At 68.6% G+C, this 17,339-nt stretch carries 15 protein-coding genes and 1 pseudogene; 4 read left to right on the forward strand and 12 right to left on the reverse strand.

Translation table 11 applies throughout. From position 1 onward, the window contains the following. Nucleotides 1-63: 63 nt before the first annotated feature. On the reverse strand, nt 64-1,611 hold the full coding sequence (locus EER27_RS03290; RefSeq protein ID WP_123086567.1) for an amino acid permease: 1,548 nt from the start codon (nt 1,609-1,611) through the stop codon (nt 64-66). Between the two features lie 151 nt (nt 1,612-1,762). Between EER27_RS03290 and EER27_RS03295 the strand changes: the two genes are divergently transcribed. After that, nucleotides 1,763-2,338, forward strand: coding sequence for an NUDIX hydrolase (locus EER27_RS03295; RefSeq protein WP_123086686.1), 576 nt, complete (start codon nt 1,763-1,765; stop codon nt 2,336-2,338). 582 nt (nt 2,339-2,920) lie between these two features. Here the strand turns inward: EER27_RS03295 and EER27_RS03300 are convergent. The 9 genes from EER27_RS03300 to EER27_RS03340 all read right to left on the reverse strand — a co-directional run bounded on the left by EER27_RS03300 (nt 2,921) and on the right by EER27_RS03340 (nt 12,259). After that, a complete protein-coding gene (locus EER27_RS03300) occupies nt 2,921-3,247 on the reverse strand; it encodes a hypothetical protein (RefSeq protein ID WP_123086568.1) in 327 nt (108 codons plus the stop codon). A 37-nt stretch (nt 3,248-3,284) separates the two neighbouring features. Next, complete coding sequence (gene yeiP / locus EER27_RS03305) at nt 3,285-3,851, reverse strand: elongation factor P-like protein YeiP (protein ID WP_123086569.1); 567 nt, start codon at nt 3,849-3,851, stop codon at nt 3,285-3,287. Nucleotides 3,852-3,959: 108 nt separating this feature from the next. After that, the gene (locus EER27_RS03310) at nt 3,960-4,730 is read right to left on the reverse strand and encodes an SDR family NAD(P)-dependent oxidoreductase (protein WP_123086570.1); all 771 of its coding nucleotides are present in this window, start codon (nt 4,728-4,730) and stop codon (nt 3,960-3,962) included. A 162-nt stretch (nt 4,731-4,892) separates the two neighbouring features. After that, a complete protein-coding gene (locus EER27_RS03315) occupies nt 4,893-5,321 on the reverse strand; it encodes a GNAT family N-acetyltransferase (protein ID WP_123086571.1) in 429 nt (142 codons plus the stop codon). Nucleotides 5,322-5,377: 56 nt separating this feature from the next. Continuing rightward, a complete protein-coding gene (locus tag EER27_RS03320; RefSeq protein ID WP_123086572.1) occupies nt 5,378-8,011 on the reverse strand; it encodes a sensor domain-containing protein in 2,634 nt (877 codons plus the stop codon). Then, complete coding sequence (locus EER27_RS03325; RefSeq protein ID WP_123086573.1) at nt 8,008-8,907, reverse strand: hydroxymethylglutaryl-CoA lyase; 900 nt, start codon at nt 8,905-8,907, stop codon at nt 8,008-8,010. The genes EER27_RS03320 and EER27_RS03325 overlap by 4 nt, the downstream gene beginning before the upstream one ends. Before the next feature lies 1 nt (nt 8,908). Beyond that, complete coding sequence (locus EER27_RS03330) at nt 8,909-10,939, reverse strand: acetyl/propionyl/methylcrotonyl-CoA carboxylase subunit alpha (RefSeq protein WP_123086574.1); 2,031 nt, start codon at nt 10,937-10,939, stop codon at nt 8,909-8,911. Between the two features lie 70 nt (nt 10,940-11,009). Then, nucleotides 11,010-11,411 carry a VOC family protein gene (locus tag EER27_RS03335; protein WP_123086575.1) on the reverse strand — a complete coding sequence of 134 codons (402 nt, stop codon included), beginning with the start codon at nt 11,409-11,411 and terminating at the stop codon, nt 11,010-11,012. Nucleotides 11,412-11,476: 65 nt separating this feature from the next. Next, nucleotides 11,477-12,259, reverse strand: coding sequence for an enoyl-CoA hydratase-related protein (locus EER27_RS03340; protein WP_123086576.1), 783 nt, complete (start codon nt 12,257-12,259; stop codon nt 11,477-11,479). A gap of 149 nt (nt 12,260-12,408) precedes the next feature. Here EER27_RS03340 and EER27_RS03345 point away from each other — a divergent pair. From EER27_RS03345 to EER27_RS03355, 3 genes and pseudogenes are all read left to right on the forward strand, one after another. Further along, nucleotides 12,409-12,654: pseudogene (locus EER27_RS03345) on the forward strand (FeoA family protein); the annotation flags it as partial. 65 nt (nt 12,655-12,719) lie between these two features. After that, nucleotides 12,720-14,603, forward strand: a complete 1,884-nt coding sequence (gene feoB, locus EER27_RS03350; protein ID WP_123086687.1) for a ferrous iron transport protein B — start codon at nt 12,720-12,722, stop codon at nt 14,601-14,603. A gap of 2 nt (nt 14,604-14,605) precedes the next feature. Further along, nucleotides 14,606-14,854, forward strand: coding sequence for a DUF6587 family protein (locus EER27_RS03355; protein ID WP_123086578.1), 249 nt, complete (start codon nt 14,606-14,608; stop codon nt 14,852-14,854). A gap of 199 nt (nt 14,855-15,053) precedes the next feature. Here the strand turns inward: EER27_RS03355 and EER27_RS03360 are convergent, their stop codons facing one another. After that, nucleotides 15,054-16,664: a carboxyl transferase domain-containing protein gene (locus tag EER27_RS03360; RefSeq protein ID WP_123086579.1), complete on the reverse strand. Its 1,611-nt coding sequence runs from the start codon at nt 16,662-16,664 to the stop codon at nt 15,054-15,056. A 260-nt stretch (nt 16,665-16,924) separates the two neighbouring features. Then, nucleotides 16,925-17,305: a hypothetical protein gene (locus tag EER27_RS03365; RefSeq protein ID WP_123086580.1), complete on the reverse strand. Its 381-nt coding sequence runs from the start codon at nt 17,303-17,305 to the stop codon at nt 16,925-16,927. Between the last annotated feature and the right edge of the window lie 34 nt (nt 17,306-17,339).

Here is a 17,339-nt window from a genome sequence, read left to right on the forward strand (position 1 = left end):
AGTCGACGACGGCAAAAGAAAAGCCCGGCCGGAGCCGGGCTTTTCGGGGAACGCTCGGATGGCTTACGGACCGGCGCTGGGGCCTTCCTGGATCAGCGGATCGGCCGGCAGCTTGTTGTCGGCGTAGCCATGCAACAGACCCTCGTTGCCCGGAGCCAAGTGGCTGCTACGGCGTGCGTACAGGAAGTACACGATCAGGCCGAAGATCGCCCAGCCGCAGAAGAACTTGATCGTCGGATTCCAGCCCAGGCTGAAGAACAGCAGCAGGCAGCCGGCCATGGCCAGCGGGCCCACGATCCACACCAGCGGGGTGCGGAACGGGCGCGGGCGGTTCGGTTCGGTCTTGCGCAGCACCATCACGCCGGCGGCGACCATGAAGAATGCGAACAGCGTGCCGGCGTTGGAAATGTCCGCCAGGATGTCCACCGGGAACAACGCGGCGAAGAAGGCCACGAACACGCCGGTGATCCAGGTCACCACGTGCGGGGTGTGGAACTTCGGGTGGACCCGCGACAGCTTCTCCGGCAGCAGGCCGTCGCGCGACATGGTGAACAGGATGCGGGTCTGGCCGAACATCATCATCAGGACGACCGACGGCAGCGCGATGATCGCGGCGCCGGCGACCCAGTCACCAACGACCGGCCAGCCGATCGTGCGCAGCACGAAGGCCAACGGCTCCTGGGACTGCGACAACGGGCCACCCGGCTGTGCGCCCATCGAACCGACTGCCGTGTAGGCGACCAGCAGGTAGAAGACGGTGCAGATGCCCAGCGAGCCGATCAGGCCGATGGGGATGTTCCGGTTGGGGTTTTTCGTCTCCTCGGCGGCGGTCGACACCGCATCGAAGCCGACATAGGCGAAGAAGATCGACGCCGCAGCGCCCAGCACGCCCACGCCGCCGAGCGGCGTGCCCCAGCCGTTGGGCAGCATCGGCTCGAAGTTCGCCGAATCGACCGCCGGGAAAGCGAGCGCGATGAAAGCGGTCAGCGCCGCGATCTTGACCATCACCAGCACGGCCGTGACCTTGGCCGACTTCGACGTTCCGACGGCCAACAGCGCGGTCACCACGAGTGCCAGCAGGAAGGCGATCAGGTTGAAACCGCCCTTGTGCTCGACGCCATCGACCATGTGCACCGCCTGGGTGCCATTGGCGAGGGTCTCGGTGTAGAACGGCCCCGCCGTCAGGATATCGGGCAAGCCGAATCCATGATGCGCGAGGAAACCGTTTGCGTAGCCGGACCAGCCGACGGAGACCGCCCCCGCGGCCACCGCATATTCCAGGATCAACGCCCAACCCACCATCCAGGCGATCAGCTCACCCAGCACCGCGTACGAATAGGTGTAAGCCGAACCGGAGACCGGCACCATCGCCGCGATCTCGGAGTAGATCAGCGCGGTGAGCGCGCACACGATGCCCGCGATGACGAACGAGTACATCATGCCCGGGCCGGCCTTGTTCGCTGCAACGGCGGTGAGCACGAAGATGCCGGTACCGATGACGGCGCCGATGCCGAGCATCATCAGGTCAAAGGCACCCAGTTGGCGTTTGAGCGACCGCTTTTCTGCGGTTGCCAAGATCAAGTCAAGCGGTTTTCTACGCTCAAACAGCATCGCGTTCTCCTAGGCGAATTCCGGACGGCCCCGTACTGGTACGGGGTCGTGCTATCCCGCCGAACATAAACCGCAGACAACCGCCGCACAAGCTCCGTGATGGCCACGTACAGGGATAATGTGCGGCCTCCCCAGCATGGCGCGATGCAACATGTCCGATGAAACCGACGGCGGCTCCCTGCACGTCCACCTGTTTGCGTACCGGCGCCAATGGCCCGAGGAGGGCGTGGTGGTGGACGAGTTTGCCCAGCTGCTCGACGATGCCGCCGACCCGTTCGTGCGCGAGCGCGATGCCGGTCACTTCACCGCATCGGCTTGGCTGGTGGACCTCTCAGGTCAGCGCGTGCTGTTGACCCACCACCGCAAGCTCGGCCGCTGGCTGCAGCTGGGTGGCCATGCCGATGGCGACCGAGACCTGGCGAATGTCGCGCTGCGGGAGGCCGAGGAAGAATCCGGGCTGTCCGGCTTGTCGGTGGATGCGGGAATCTTCGATCTGGACCGGCACTGGATCCCGGAGCGCGGCGACGTCGCCGGGCACTGGCATTACGACGCGCGCTACGTGGTGCGCGCGGGGGCCAACGAGGCGTTCGTGGTCAGCGAGGAATCGCTGGCGCTGGCGTGGCGCGACATCGCCGCGATCGATGCCGACGACAGCGCCGATGCGTCGATGCGGCGCATGGCGCGCAAGTGGTTGCTACGGCAGTCGCAGGCCGTGCAGGCGGGTTGAGGTCGGGCGTCGCGCTGCGACCTTGCAGGCGGCAAGGCGCGACGCAGCACAACACCATCTGGACGCCGCTGATCAGCCACGCGTTCAGCGACGTAGGATGGGGCGAGCGAAGCGATACCCATCAACCGGGGTACGGGAGGGGGAAGGAGCAATCCTCGCAAATGCCGGAGCTGTCAGGCCGTTCCGCCCCGACCGCGGGATTGCGGCTGGCGCATTTTGGCCGCCATGGCGTGCGATGGGTATCGCTGCGCTCAACCCATCCTACGAAGGCTCCTCGGTGGCCGGCACACCCGGACGAACAACCCACTGAGAGGTCACGGCTAGATGCCGACGGCGAGGAAGTGCTCGCAGCGACGTAGGATGGGTCGAGCGAAGCGAAACCAGCAACCGGGGTACGGGCGGGGGAAGGAGCAATCCTCGCAAATGCCGGAGCTGTCAGGCCGTTCCGCCCCGACCGCGGGATTGCGGCTGGCGCATTTTGGCCGCCATGGCGTGCGATGGGTATCGCTGCGCTCAACCCATCCTACGACGGCTCCTCGGTGGCCGGCACACCCGGACGAACAACCTACTGAGAGGTCACGGCTAGATGCCGACGTCGTCGCCGTACGCGTCCAGCATGCGCAGGACCGCGGGCCGGTCGCGATGACGCTTGCGCAGCCGCGCGGTTTCCGCATCGAGGCCGCGGCAGTACGTCTCGACGGCGGCGTTGATTTCGCGGCGCCGTTCCTCGTCGTAGGGTTCTTCGCCGAGGAAGTGCTCGCAGGTGTTGCGGCGCACGACGTAATCGCGCGCCGCGACGGGCAGCTCGCAGAAGCCTGCCCGCTGCTCGGGCAGCACGTCGGCCGGGATCGTGCAGGCCGGCGCGGTCAGCGCCGAGACTGCCATCACGATGGTCGCAAGCAACGGCATCGTCGTGTCCCGCGTGGTGTGTCGCGCGGGGCGCGAATCAGTCGGCGCGACCGGCGAACTCGCCGGTGGTGGTGTTGACGATCACGCGCTCGCCGTTGCCGATGTACTCCGGGACCATGATCTCGATGCCGGTCGACAGCTTGGCCGGCTTCGGTCGCTTGGTCGCGGTGCCGCCCTTGAGTTCCGGCGGGGTTTCGATGACTTCCAGCACCACGCTCTGCGGCAGCTGCAGCGCCACCGGCTGGTCGTCGATGATCTGCACGTAGCAACCGGCGAGGTCGGCGACGATGTAGCCGGCGTCATCGCCGATCACGTCGGCATCGAGCGTGTAGGGGGTGTAGTCCTCGTCGTCGAGGAACACGAAGGCCTCGCCGTCCTTGTACGAGAACGTGGCCTGGCGGCGGCTCAGTTCGACTTCCTTGAGCTCGTCCTCGGCACCGACGCTGAGGTCGTACTTCAGGCCACCGGGCACCGAGTACATCGTGAAACGGAACTTGACGTTGCCGCCACGACCCTGCGGCGAGCTGCGCTCGATGTCGCGGATCTGATAGACGGTGTTGTTGTGTTCGACAACGTTACCTTTCTTGGCGTCGTAGGCTTTCATGTCTGGGGCCGGATGATGTGGGTTGGAAGGTGGGGGAGGGTCGCACGCGCGGGCTGAGAGCGCGGACTGGCCGTCACGACGGTGCGTGCCGGCCGGTCCCGACGCCGGTTACTTCGGCGCCAGGCGCGTTGCGCCGTCGAGGCGGATGGTCTCGCCGTTGAGGTAGGTGTTGCCGAGGATGTACGCCACCAGGTCGGCGAACTCGGCCGGCTGGCCCAGGCGCGACGGGAACGGGATCGACGCGGACAACGACTTCTGCACGTCGTCGGGCATGCCGTCGACCATCGGGGTCCAGAAGATGCCGGGCGCGACGGTCATGACGCGGATGCCGAAGCGCGCCAGTTCGCGCGCCATCGGCAGGGTCATGCCGACCACGCCGCCCTTGGAGGCCGAGTACGCGGCCTGGCCGACCTGGCCTTCGAAGGCCGCGACCGACGCGGTGTTGACGATCACGCCACGCTCGCCGTCGACGCCTGCGTCGTTGTGCTGCATCAGCTCGGCGGCGGCCTTGGCGACATTGAAACTGCCGACCAGGTTGACCATCACCGTGGTCTGGAACTGCGACAGCTTCATCGAGCCATCGCGGCCCAGCACGCGCCCGGCACCCAGGATGCCCGCGCAGTTGATCGCCGCATTGAGCCCGCCCAGGAACGCCTTCGCCTCGGCGACGTTGGCGGCCACCGAGGCCTCGTCGCTGACGTCGGTCTTGAAGTAGCGGGCGTTGTCCGCACCCAGTTCGGCGACCGCGACGGCGCCCTTGTCGTCGTTGACGTCGAACAGGGCGACCTTGCCGCCGTGCTTGACCAGGTGCTGGGCGACGGCGAAGCCGAGGCCGGAAACGCCGCCGGTGACGACGGCGCGGACGTTGTCGAGTTGCATGGGGAAGCCCTGCCCGAGGAAAGGGCGGGATTTTACTTGGTTCCGGAGGCGGTCGATGCCGCAGGGGCGGGACCCGCCTGCGCGATTGGCGTGACCGGGCCGTCGGGCGGCGCGCAGTGGGCGCGGACGGGCAGCCGGCCCGATGACCCCGCTTGGCTGGGCCTAGGCCGGTGGACCGCCGAGATCGCGCAGGTAGAACGCGTTGCAGCCACCGTGGCCGGTGTCGCCAAGCGGTGCAGCCAGTCGCGTGAAGCCGCGGCGCTCGTAGAGGCGGATGGCCGCGTCCATGCCGCGCAGGGTTTCGAGGTAGCAGCGGCGGAAGGCGAAATCGCGGGCGGCCAGCAGGCAGCGGTCGATGATCGCCGCGCCCGCACCGAGGCCACGCGCTTCCGGCAGGAAATACATCTTGCGCAGTTCGCAGGTGTCGCCGTCGCCGCCGGCTAGCGGCGCCAGGCCGCCGCCGCCCACCACGACGCCGTCGCGTTCCACCACGAAGTACGCGCTGCGCGGCGCGGTGTAGGCGCGCTGCATCCAGTCGACCTCTGGATCGTTGATCGCAAATCCGTCGCCCACGGCGCCGAACTCGGGCATCACGGCGCGGATGATGGCCGCGATGGCGGCGTCGTCGCGCGGCTCGATCGGACGGATCAGGCAGCTGGCGTCGATGTCGAACCTCCTTCGCGGTGGAAAGGGAAGGCCTGTTGCTCTGCCCGCAGGACGCCAACGCGCGCGCAATATGAGGCCAGATCGTCCGGCTTGAGGCCCGCCGCGAACAGGAAGCCCTGTCCGACCGGGACCTCGAGTTGCAGCAGGAACCGGCGTTGCTCCTCGGTCTCCACGCCCTCGGCGATCAGGCTCAGGCCCAGGCTGCGGGCGATGCCGGTGACGGCCTGGCACACCGCCACGTCGGACTGGTTGTCGGGCACGCCCTGAACGAACAGCTGGCTGAGCTTGAGGCCATGGATCGGCAGCCGGCGCAGGTAGTTCAGCGCACTGTAGCCCTCACCGAAATCGTCGATGGTCAACGTGACGCCAAGCGCGCGCAGTGCCGCGAACGTGCGCAGCGTATCGGGCGCATCCTCGATCAGCACGCGTTCGGTGAACTCCAGCTCGAGCGCGCTGCCGGGCAACCCCGCATCGGCCAAGGCCGCCGCGACGCAGCTGGCGAGGTCTTCGCCCAGGAACTGCCGGTAGGACACGTTGACCGCGACGCGCGGAATGTCCAGGCCCTCCTGGCGCCAGCGTTGCATCTGTAGGCAAGCCTCCTGCAAAACCCAGCCGCCGATGCCGACGATGTCGCCGGTGGATTCGGCGTGGTCGATGAAGCGGTCCGGGCGCATCTCGCCCAGCGATTGATTGCGCCAGCGGATCAAGGCCTCGACCGCCACCAGCGCGCCGCTGCCCAGGTCGACCTGCGGCTGGTACACCAGGTGGAACTCGTCGTTGTGCACGGCGCGGCGCAAGTGGGTTTCCAGCTGCAGGCGCTGCAGTTGCTGCTCGGCCAGTTCGGGCGTGAACGCCTGCCAGCCGTTGCGTCCACGCCGCTTGCTGTCGTACATCGCCACGTCGGCGCTCTGGATCAGCTGCTGTGAACGCACGCCGTCGAAGGGTGCCTGGGCGATGCCGATGCTGGCGGTGATGCTGAATTCCTCGCCGTCCATGCGAAAGCTGTCGCCGAACGTTTCAAGGATGGCGTCGGCGAGTCGCTCGGGCCGGGTGGCGTCGTCGGAGGTATCGCAGATCACCAGGAACTCATCGCCACCGAAGCGCGCAATCGAGGCCTCTGCGCCGACCGCACGCTGGATGCGGCGCGCGGCCGAGCACAGCAGGCGATCGCCGGCGGCGTGGCCGAGCACGTCGTTGACGACCTTGAAGCGGTCCAGGTCGATGTACAGCACCGCCAGCGCGGCGCGTTCGGGGTCGTCGAGCCGGGAGACCATTTCCGACAGCGCCGCGTCCCGGTTCAGAAGGCCGGTCAGCGGATCGGTGCGCGCCTGCACGCGCAGCGATTCTTCCGCGCGCTTGCGTTCGGTGATGTCCTGAAGCGTGCCGGTCAGGCGCGACTTGAGCGATTCGCCACCCTCCACCTCGCCGATCACGCGGACCCAGAACACGCGGCCATCGGGATGGGTGCCTTGCAGTTCGAGGTCGAGGTGGCGGCCACCGGCCATCGTCAGCTCGACCGCGTGGCGAAGGCGGCTGCGGTGCGGTTCGTTGAGGCAGGCCAGCATGTCCTCCAGCGTTTCCAGCGCTGGCACGCGGCCGAGGATGCGCTGCGCCTCGTCGGTCAGGTACAGACGTTCGCGGCCCGCGTCCCAGTCCCAGCCGCCGATGTGGGCCAGCGCCTGGGCACGGTCGAAAAGATTGCTGTCGCGCTTGAGCTCGGTCACGTCCGAGAACAGCGACAGGACCTGCTCGGGATGATCGCCGCCGGCCGGGAACTGCGGCACCGACGTCACCGACAGCCAGCTCAACTCGCGGCGATCGCGGTGGTAGAGGCCCAGCACGGTGCTACCGGTGATCTTGCCGGTGTTGAGCGCGAGCTGGTGCGGCAGGCGGTCGGGCGGAAGCTCGCGGCCGAATTCGTCGAGCACCAGCCAGCGGTCCGGGCGCAGTGCGTCGGAGAGTTGCTGGCCTTCGCCCACGCCGAGCATGCGCATCGCGGCGACGTTGGCGTGGACGACGTGGCCCTGGGCGTCCTGCACGACGATGCCCTTGTCGATCGACTCGATCAGCTCGCGGTAGCGCAGCTCGGCCGTGCGGCGTCCGCTGAGGTCGCGCGCGACGGCGACGATGCACTTGCGGCCCTCGTGCGCGAAGCCGGCCGAGTGCACCTCGACGGGGAAGCGCGAGCCGTCGCTGCGCATGTTGGTGACTTCGATGACGTAGGTATCGCCGCGGTCCAGGCTTTCCCAGACGGGATTGAGGTGGTCGCGCGGGAGGTCCGGATTCAGCACGTGGATCGGGCGGCCCACGATCTCCTCGCGCGAGCGCTTGTACGCGGCCATGCCGGCCTTGTTGAGATCCAGCACCGTGCCGTCCCAGTCGATGATGCTGACCGGGTCGGGCACCGCGTCGAACAGCGCGTGGTAGCGCCGGTGCGCGGATTCGGCATCCAGGCTGGACGTTCGCAGCGCATCGGCAGCGCGTTGCAGCAGTTCGCGGGTGGCCTCGGGCAGGGCGTCGTCGTTGCAGGCCAGCTGCAGCGCCACCAGCGTGGCTTCGACGTCCACCGGGTCCGGTGGGGTCGAGAGCCAGGCCGATGGCGCCTTGTCGTTCATGGCTGGGCGAGCGCCTTGCCGACCTTGCTTCCGGTGTCCCGGCCAAGCCGCTCGGCGAGCCATCGGCCGGTCTGCGCCAGTAGCGGCAGGTCGATGCCGGTGTCGATGCCCAATCCGTGCAGCATGTAGACCACGTCCTCGCTGGCGACGTTGCCGCTGGCGCCTCGCGCGTACGGGCAACCACCCACCCCCGCCACCGCCGAGTCGACCACCGCGACGCCTTCCTCGAGGCAGGCGAGGATGTTCGACAAGGCCTGTCCGTAGGTGTCGTGGAAGTGCACGGCAAGTGCGGGCATCGGTACCTGCGCCGCCACCGCGCGCAGCATCGCGCGTGCCTTGTGCGGCGTGCCCACGCCGATGGTGTCGCCCAGCGACACCTCGTAGCAGCCCATCTCGTGCAGGGCGCGGGCGACACGCACTACGTCGTCCAGCGGCACCTCGCCCTGGTAGGGGCAGCCGAGCACGGTGGAGACGTAGCCGCGGACCTTGACGCCGTCGGCGCGCGCACGCGCCATCACCGGCGCGAAGCGGGCCAGCGACTCGTCGATCGAGGCATTGATGTTGGTGCGGTTGAACGCCTCGGACGCCGCGGCGAACACGGCGATCTCCTCGACGCCGACCGCGCGGGCGCGCTCATAGCCCTGTTCGTTCGGCACCAGCACCGGGTAGCCGACGCCGGGCCGGCGCGTGATCGCGGTGAACACCTCGGCCGCGTCGGCCAACTGCGGCACCCACTTGGGGCTGACAAAACTGGTGGCCTCGATGCTGCGCAGGCCCGTCGCAGACAGCCGGTCGATCAGCTCGACCTTGTCGGCGGTGGCGACCTGGGTCTTCTCGTTCTGCAGGCCGTCGCGCGGACCAACCTCGACGATGCGCACGGCGGGAGGTGTCGACATCTCAGCCCTCCGATGCCAGCAGCAGCAGAGCGGCGTCGGCCTCGACGAAGTCACCGGCGGCGGCGCGGATTTCCGTGACCGTGCCCGCGCGCGGCGCCTTCAGGCTCAACTCCATCTTCATCGCCTCGATCACCATGACCTCCTGGCCGGACTCCACGCCGTCGCCAACGGCCGCGCGGACCACCACGACCCGCCCCGGCATCGGCGCCACCACCTTGTCGCCGGTGCCGGCGGTGGCGGCCTGTTCGTGACGATACATCGCCACCGGCTCCAGGCGCAGCCGGCGTGCGCCGTCGTGCACCACCACGCGGGGCTCGGCCGTGGCCGCGCCGATGGCCGTGTCATCGGCCAGCACGTCGAAGCGGCGCGCGCGGCCGTCGATGCGAAGGCTCAGGCCGGCGCCTTCGAGGCGCGCGCCGAGAATCTCGTGGCGCTGTCCGTCGTGCTCGATCCGGTAGTCGCCGCCGCTGCCGTGGGCATGGACCTCGACGCGACCGGCGCGCCCGAGGAATGCCAGGCTGCGACGACCGCCGTGGCCGAGGCGCCAGCCGTCGGCGATCGCCCACGGTGAGCCCGGGTCGCTGGAGGCCGTGGCGCGTGCCGCGGTGGTGCGCTCCTGGGCGATGAGCTGGGCGACGCTGGCGGCCAGCAGCAGGTCGCTGTCGGTGGCGTGGGCCTGCGGCATGAACTCGTCCAGGTGCCGGTCGAGGTAGCCGGTGTCGATGGTGCCGGCGACCACTGCCGGGTGCCGGGCGAGGTGTTCGAGAAATTCGATGTTGGACTTCGGCCCGGCGATGTCGCATTGCGCCAGCGCATCGCGCAGCCGCGCGAGCGCCTTGGGACGGTCGGCGTCGAACACGATGAGCTTGGCGATCATCGGGTCGTAGAAGATCGTGACGGTGTCGCCCTCGACCACGCCCGAGTCGATGCGCACGTGCGCGTCGGTGGCCGGCAGGCGCAGGCGTTCGAGTTTGCCCGAACCCGGCAGGAAGCCCGCTTCCGGGTCCTCGGCGTACAGGCGCACCTCGATGGCGTGGCCGCGCTGCACGATCTGCGCCTGCGTCAGCGGCAGGGGCTGTCCGGCGGCAACGCGCAGCTGCCATTCGACGAGGTCCTGGCCGGTGACCAGTTCGGTCACGGGATGCTCGACCTGCAGCCGCGTGTTGATCTCCATGAAATAGAACCGGCCATCCTGGCCGACGATGAACTCTACGGTGCCGGCGTTGACGTAGTCGATCGCGCGTGCGGCCATCACCGCCGCTTCGCCCATCGCCTGGCGAAGCTCGGGCGTCAGGAACACCGACGGCGATTCCTCCAGCACCTTCTGGTAACGGCGCTGCGCCGAGCATTCGCGCTCGTTGAGGTGGATGGCGTTGCCGTGGGTGTCGCCAAACACCTGGATTTCGATGTGGCGGGGACGTTCGACGTAGCGTTCGAGCAGCACGCGATCGCGGCCGAACGCGTTGCGTGCCTCGCGCTGGCAGCTCTCGAGGTTGGCCAGGAACTCATCCGAATCGCGCACGATGCGCATGCCCTTGCCGCCGCCGCCGTGCGCGGCCTTGATCATCAGCGGGTAGCCAATGGCATCGGCCTGGGCGTGCAGGTGGGTGGGGTCCTGGTCGGCGCCGGTGTAGCCCGGCACCACCGGAACGTTGGCGGCCTGCATGAGCTCCTTGGCGCCGGCCTTGCTGCCCATCTTGCGCATCGAGGTTCCCGACGGGCCGATGAATGCCAGGCCCGCCGCCGCCACGGCATCGGCGAAGTCGGCGTTCTCGGACAGGAAGCCGTAGCCCGGGTGGATGGCCTGCGCACCGCAGTTGCGCGCCACCTCGATGATCGCGTCGCCGCGCAGGTACGACTCCTGCGGTCGCGGGCCGCCGATGCAGTACGCCTCGTCGGCCTGGCGCACGTGCTGGGCGTCGGCGTCGGCCTGGGAATACACCGCGACGGTGCGGATGCCGAGCCTGCGCGCGGTGCGGATGACACGGCAGGCGATCTCGCCGCGGTTGGCAATCAGGATCTTGTCGAACATACGGGTCTGTCGATCTCGCTGGCGAAGGTGACTGCCGCCCGGGGACGGTGATCTGTCTGCGGGCTTGCGGCTATTCCGGGAAGTGGCAGACCGCTTCGAGGTTGTGACCGTTGGGGTCGATCACGAACGCGCCGTAGTAGTTGGGGTGGTAGATCGGGCGAAGCCCGGGGGCGCCGTTGTCGCGCGCACCGGCGGCAATCGCCGCGGCATGGAAGGCATCGACCTCGGCGCGGCTGCGCGCCACCAGGGCGATGTGCAGGCCGCTGCGGGTGACCTGGCCGGCGTCGTCGGCGGTGCCGATCCAGAACGCGGGCTTGTGGTTGGAGCCCAGCCCGCAGTGCCAGCTGTCGGTGCCGGTCATCTCCGGCGTCACTTCCATCACCAGGCCGTGGCCCAACGGTGCCAGTGCTGCCAGGTAGAACGCCTTGCTGGCGGGGTAGTCGGAAACCTTGAAACCGAGGTGGTCGAGCATCCGGGCAATCCTTCAGATCAGGGGCAGTCGGGGGCGGGCCATGGTGGTGGGAGCGGTGGCTGCGGTCACTCGCACCAGTGCGGCTTGCGCTTGTCGAGGAACGCGCCCAGGCCTTCCTGACCCTCCGTCGAGACGCGCAGCGAGGCGATCAGCGCCGCGTTGTCGGCATCGAGGCGGTCGCGGTCGGTCTGCGCGGTGACGCGGCGCACCAGCGATTTGGCGTGCGAGGCGGCGAACGGCCCGGCCTTGAGCAGCAGTTCGATCTGGCGCTGAACGGCATTGTCCAGCGCCGTGGCGTTGCTGACGTGATGCAGCAGGCCGATCCGGCAGGCCTCGGCGGCGTCGAAGATCTCCGCGGTGGCGAACCAGCGGCGGGCCTGGCGGGCGCCGATCGCTTCGATCACATACGGCGAGATCACCGCCGGCAGCAGGCCGAGTTTGCTTTCGGTCAGGCCGAACTTGGCCTCGTGCGCGCCGATGGCGATGTCGCAGCAGGCCACCAGGCCGACGCCGCCACCGAACGCTGCGCCGTGGACGCGGGCGATGGTGGGCTTGGGCAACTCGTCCAGCGTGCGCATCAGGCGGGCGAGGGCGAGCGAGTCGGCCAGGTTCTGCGCTTCGCTTGCGGCGGCCATGCCGCGCATCCAGTTGAGGTCGGCACCGGCCGAGAACGAAGCGCCTTCGCCTTCCAGCACGACCACACGTACCGAATCGTCCCGCCCCAGCCCTTCCAGCGCACCGGTCAGCGCCGCGATCAGCATCGGGTCGAAGGCGTTGTGCAGGTCCGGACGGTTCATGCGAAGCCGTGCCACCGGGCCTTCGCGCAGGTTCAACAGCGGGTTGCTCATCGAATGCAGTCCATGCCGGGCATGCGGCGATGATAGCCGGTGGGCTCCGTTGCCGGGTTGCGGATGGCCCGGGCGGGTGGTCCCGGGCCAAGCAGGGGCGGGCCTGCGGATGGTAGGATGAGAACTATTCCCATTTGCCGGATTTGCCCTTGAAGCTGTCGGAATTGCCGCGCCGCACCCTGGCCACGGTCGGCCTGGTCGAGGACCAGAGCCCGAACGACCCGATCGCGCGGCGCCTGCGCGAGCTCGGCTTCGTCGACGGTGAACAGGTCGAAGTGGTGGCGGCCGGGCCATTCGGCGCCGAGCCGCTGCTGGTGCAGGTCGGCTTCACGCGATTCGCGCTCCGTCGCAGCGAGGCGGCGCGTATCGTCGTGGCTGTCGCCGTCGCGGCAGAATCGACGGGTTCGTGCGCGTCGGCATCCGCGCGGCCTTCGACGGCCGCGACCACGGTGGAGCCGGCATGAGCGCCGCCACCGCCGTCGCCCGCCTGGCCCTGGTCGGCAGCCCGAACTGCGGCAAGACCGCGTTGTTCAACCTGCTGACCGGCAGCCGCCAGAAGGTTGCCAACTACGCCGGCGTCACCGTCGAGCGCAAGGAGGGCCGCTTCAACACGCCGTCCGGGCGCCACTGCGCCGTGCTCGACCTGCCCGGTGCCTACAGCCTCCATGCCGCCAGCCTCGACGAGGCCGTGACCCGTGACCTGTGCCGCGGCTTCTACCCCGGCGAACCGGTTCCCGACGTGCTGGTATGCGTGGTCGACGCGACCAACCTGCGCCTGCACCTGCGGTTCCTGCTGGAACTGCGCGAGCTCGACCGGCCGATGGTGGTGGCGGTCAACATGATGGATGCCGCGCGTCGCCGTGGCATCGAAGTCGACTTGGCGGTGCTCGAACGCGAGCTCGGCGTCCCCGTCGTGCCCACGGTGGCCGTGCGCCGGCACGGCGCCGACGAACTGCTGACCCGACTCGACGCACTCGTCGAAGCGCCGCATCCCCCACGCCCGCGCCTGGCGGCCGAGCAGCCCGAAGGCATGACGCCCGAGCAGGCGTTGCACGCCGAGACCCGCCGCCTGCTGTCGCTGGCGGTGACCATGCCGCGCCGCACCGCGGTGATCGACGACACGCTCGATCGCTGGCTGCTGCACCCGGTGCTGGGACTGGTTGTGCTGGCCGTTGTGATGTTCCTGATCTTCCAGGCGGTGTACGCCTGGGCCACGCCGTTGATGGACCTCATCGATGCCGGGACCGGCGCGTTCGGTGGCTGGGTGGGAGGGGCGCTGCCGGAAGGACCACTCAACAGCCTGCTGGTCGATGGCGTGATCGCCGGACTGGGCGGCGTAATCGTCTTCCTGCCGCAGATCCTGATCCTGTTTGCATTCATCCTCGCCCTGGAGGAGTCCGGCTACCTGCCGCGCGCTGCGTTCCTGCTGGACCGCATGATGGCCGGCGCCGGGCTTTCCGGTCGCTCGTTCATCCCGCTGCTGTCCAGCTTTGCCTGCGCGGTGCCGGGAATCATGGCCACGCGCTCGATCCAGGATCCGCGCGATCGCCTCGCCACGATCATGGTCGCGCCGCTGATGACGTGCTCGGCGCGCCTGCCGGTGTACGCGTTGCTGATCGGTGCGTTCATTCCGCAGAAGCAGGTGCTGGGCGTGTTGAACCAGCAGGGGCTGGTGCTGTTCGCCCTGTACGCCGCCGGTGTGCTGAGCGCGCTGGCGGTGTCGTGGGTCATGAAGAAGTGGCGTCGCGACAAGGGCGAGCACCCGTTGCTGATGGAATTGCCGTCGTACCGTGTTCCGCACCCGCGCGACCTGCTGCACGGCCTGTGGGAGCGCGCGTGGATCTTCCTGCGCCGGGTGGGCGGCATCATCCTCGCGCTGACTGTGCTGCTGTGGTTCCTGCTGTCGTTCCCCGGTGCGCCGGAGGGCGCAACCGGACCGGCCATCGACTACAGCTTCGCCGGCCGCATCGGCCATGCGATGACGACCGTCTTCGCGCCGCTGGGTTTCAACTGGCAGATCTGCATCGCGCTGATCCCGGGGCTGGCCGCGCGCGAGGTGGTGGTGTCGTCGCTGGCCACGGTGTACGCGTTGTCGGCCGCCGACGACGAAGCCGCCAGCCAGGCGCTGACCCCGCTGATCAGCGACGGCTGGTCGCTGGCCACGGCGTTGTCGCTGCTGGTGTGGTTCATCTATGCGCCGCAGTGCATCTCCACGCTGGCGACGATCCGCCGCGAGACCCGCTCGTGGAAGCAGGTGGCGATCAGCACCGGGTATCTGTTCGGCCTGTCGTATCTCGCCTCGTTCGTGACCTACCAGGTCGCGGTCGCGCTGGGTGCCGGCTGACCGTGGACGCCGGCCTGCTCGCGCAGTACGCCGTGATCGCGTTGGCGGTGCTGGCCAGCGTGGCGTTCGTCTTCAAGCGCCAGTTCCCGGGCGCCACCCGCCGGCTGCGGATCGCCTGCGCACTGCCGCTGTTGCGCGAGGGCCGGGCCGATTGGTTGCGTCGGCTCGGTCGCCGGATCGCGCCACCGAGTCTGCTGTCCGGCGATGATGGCTGTGGCGGCTGCAACAGTTGCGGGCCGAAATCTCGCTAGCGTGGCGCGTGGCACGTCTGCAATTCACGATCAGATGACTTCGCGCGGGCAGGCCCCGCGAACGCATCCGTCGGCTCGCCGGACAGGCGCTGGCGATGGATTGCCGGTTCGGGTCAGATGCCGTCGACCGATCTGAACGGGGCCAAGGCGGCCCGAGCTGCGTGACCGCCGCCATGGATCCGGATCACATCCGGAGCGATTACATCCGGAACACGCCGAATCGCGTGCGCGCCTCGATGGGGGCGTTGAGGCTGGCCGAAAGGCCCAGGCCCAGCACGCGGCGCGTGTCTGCCGGGTCGATGATGCCGTCGTCCCACAGCCGCGCGGTGGCGTAGTACGGGTTGCCCTGCGACTCGTACTGGTCGCGGATGGGGGTCTTGAAGGTTTCTTCCTCGTCGGGCGTCCACACACCACCACGCGCCTCGATGCCATCGCGCTTCACGGTGGCCAGCACGCTGGCGGCCTGCTCGCCGCCCATCACGCTGATGCGCGCGTTGGGCCACATCCACAGGAAGCGCGCGCCGTACGCGCGTCCGCACATCGCGTAGTTGCCGGCGCCGAAACTGCCGCCGATCACCACCGTGAACTTGGGCACGTGCGAACACGCCACCGCGGTCACCATCTTGGCGCCGTCCTTGGCGATGCCTGCCTGTTCGTACTTCTTGCCGACCATGAAGCCGGTGATGTTCTGCAGGAACACCAGCGGGATGCCGCGCTGGTTGCACAGCTCGATGAAATGCGCGCCCTTGAGCGCGCTCTCGGCAAACAGAATGCCGTTGTTGGCGACGATGCCAACCGGGTAGCCGTGCAGGTGCGCGAAGCCGGTCACCAGGGTCTTGCCGTAGCGGGCCTTGAATTCCTGGAAGTCGCTGCCGTCCACCACGCGCGCGATGACTTCGCGGATGTCGAACGGGCGCCGCGTGTCCTTGGGCACGATGCCGTACAGCTCGTCGGCCGCGTACAGCGGCTCGCGCGTGGACTGCACGGTCACCGGCAACGTCTTGCGGCGGTTGAACGAGGCCACGATGTCGCGCGCGATCTGCAGCGCGTGGCGGTCGTCCTGCGCGAAGTGGTCGGCGACGCCGGAGATGCTGGTATGCACGTCGGCGCCACCCAGGGTTTCGGCGTCGACGACTTCGCCGGTGGCCGCCTTCACCAGCGGCGGACCGCCGAGGAAGATCGTGCCCTGTTCCTTGACGATGACGCTCTCGTCGCACATCGCCGGCACGTACGCACCGCCGGCCGTGCACGAGCCCATGACCACCGCCACCTGCGGGATGTTCTCGGCCGACAACCGCGCCTGGTTGTAGAAGATCCGGCCGAAGTGCTCGCGATCCGGGAACACTTCGTCCTGCAGCGGCAGGAAGGCGCCACCGGAGTCGACGAGGTAGACGCAGGGCAGGTTGTTCTCGCGCGCGATTTCCTGCGCGCGCAGGTGCTTCTTCACCGTCATCGGGAAGTAGGTGCCACCCTTGACGGTGGCGTCGTTGGCGACGATCACCACTTCCTGATCCATCACCCGGCCAATGCCGCAGACCATGCCGGCAGCCGGTGCCGCGTCGTCGTACATACCCTCGGCGGCCAGCGGTGCGATTTCGAGGAACGGCGATCCCGGGTCGAGCAGCGCGGTGATGCGATCGCGTGCCAGCAGCTTGCCGCGCTCGGTGTGCTTGTTGCGCGCCTTCTCGCCGCCACCGTCCGCGGCCCGTGCCAGGCGCGTGTCGAGCTCGTCGACGAGGGCGCGGTGATAGCGGACGTTGTCGAGGAAATCCTGCGAACGGGGGTCGAGCTGGGAAGTGAGCGCGGGCATCGGTTCGTGGGCTGGCGACAGAACGCGGCATCAAACCACAAAGCGCATCGACCGACAAAGAATGCCTGGGAATGGTTGGCCGCGCGTGCGTCAGCGTATGTACCGGGCCGGTGCACGCTGCGGCGTCGGCTCAAACTGGAAACCCGCAGGGTCCGCACGGAAATCGTGCGTATTGCCTGGCGACGATCGATGTCATTGTTCACGCAAAAAAAAGGGCCCGCTTGCGCGGGCCCTTCGGGTATTGCCTGACGCGAAGTCGATTACTTCTTGACTTCTTCGGCAGCGGCTTCGGCCTTGTCCGAGACGTCCTTGGCGGCGTCGGCGGTGGCCTGCGCAGCGTCGGCGGTCGCGCCAGCGGCAGCGGCGGTCGCTTCGGCAGCAGCGGCAGCGGCGGTGTCGGTGGCTTCGGTCACGGCAGCGCCGGTCTCGGCGACGGCTTCGCCGGTGGCGGCAGCAGCGGCGTCGGCGCCTTCAGCGGCGGCGGTGCCGGCAGCGGCAGCGGCGTCAGCGGCAGCGGCGCCAGCCTGGTCGGCAGCGGCGGCGGCTTCAGCGGCTTCGCCCTGGGCGGTGGCGGTTTCGTTCTTGCAGGCCGAGAGCGACAGGACGGCGGCGGCGAGCAGGATGGCGAGCTTCGTATTCATGGATGTCTCCGGAGCGGTAGCTGGTGATTGATTC

The organism is Montanilutibacter psychrotolerans, from assembly GCF_003719825.1.
GTDB lineage: Bacteria > Pseudomonadota > Gammaproteobacteria > Xanthomonadales > Xanthomonadaceae > Montanilutibacter > Montanilutibacter psychrotolerans.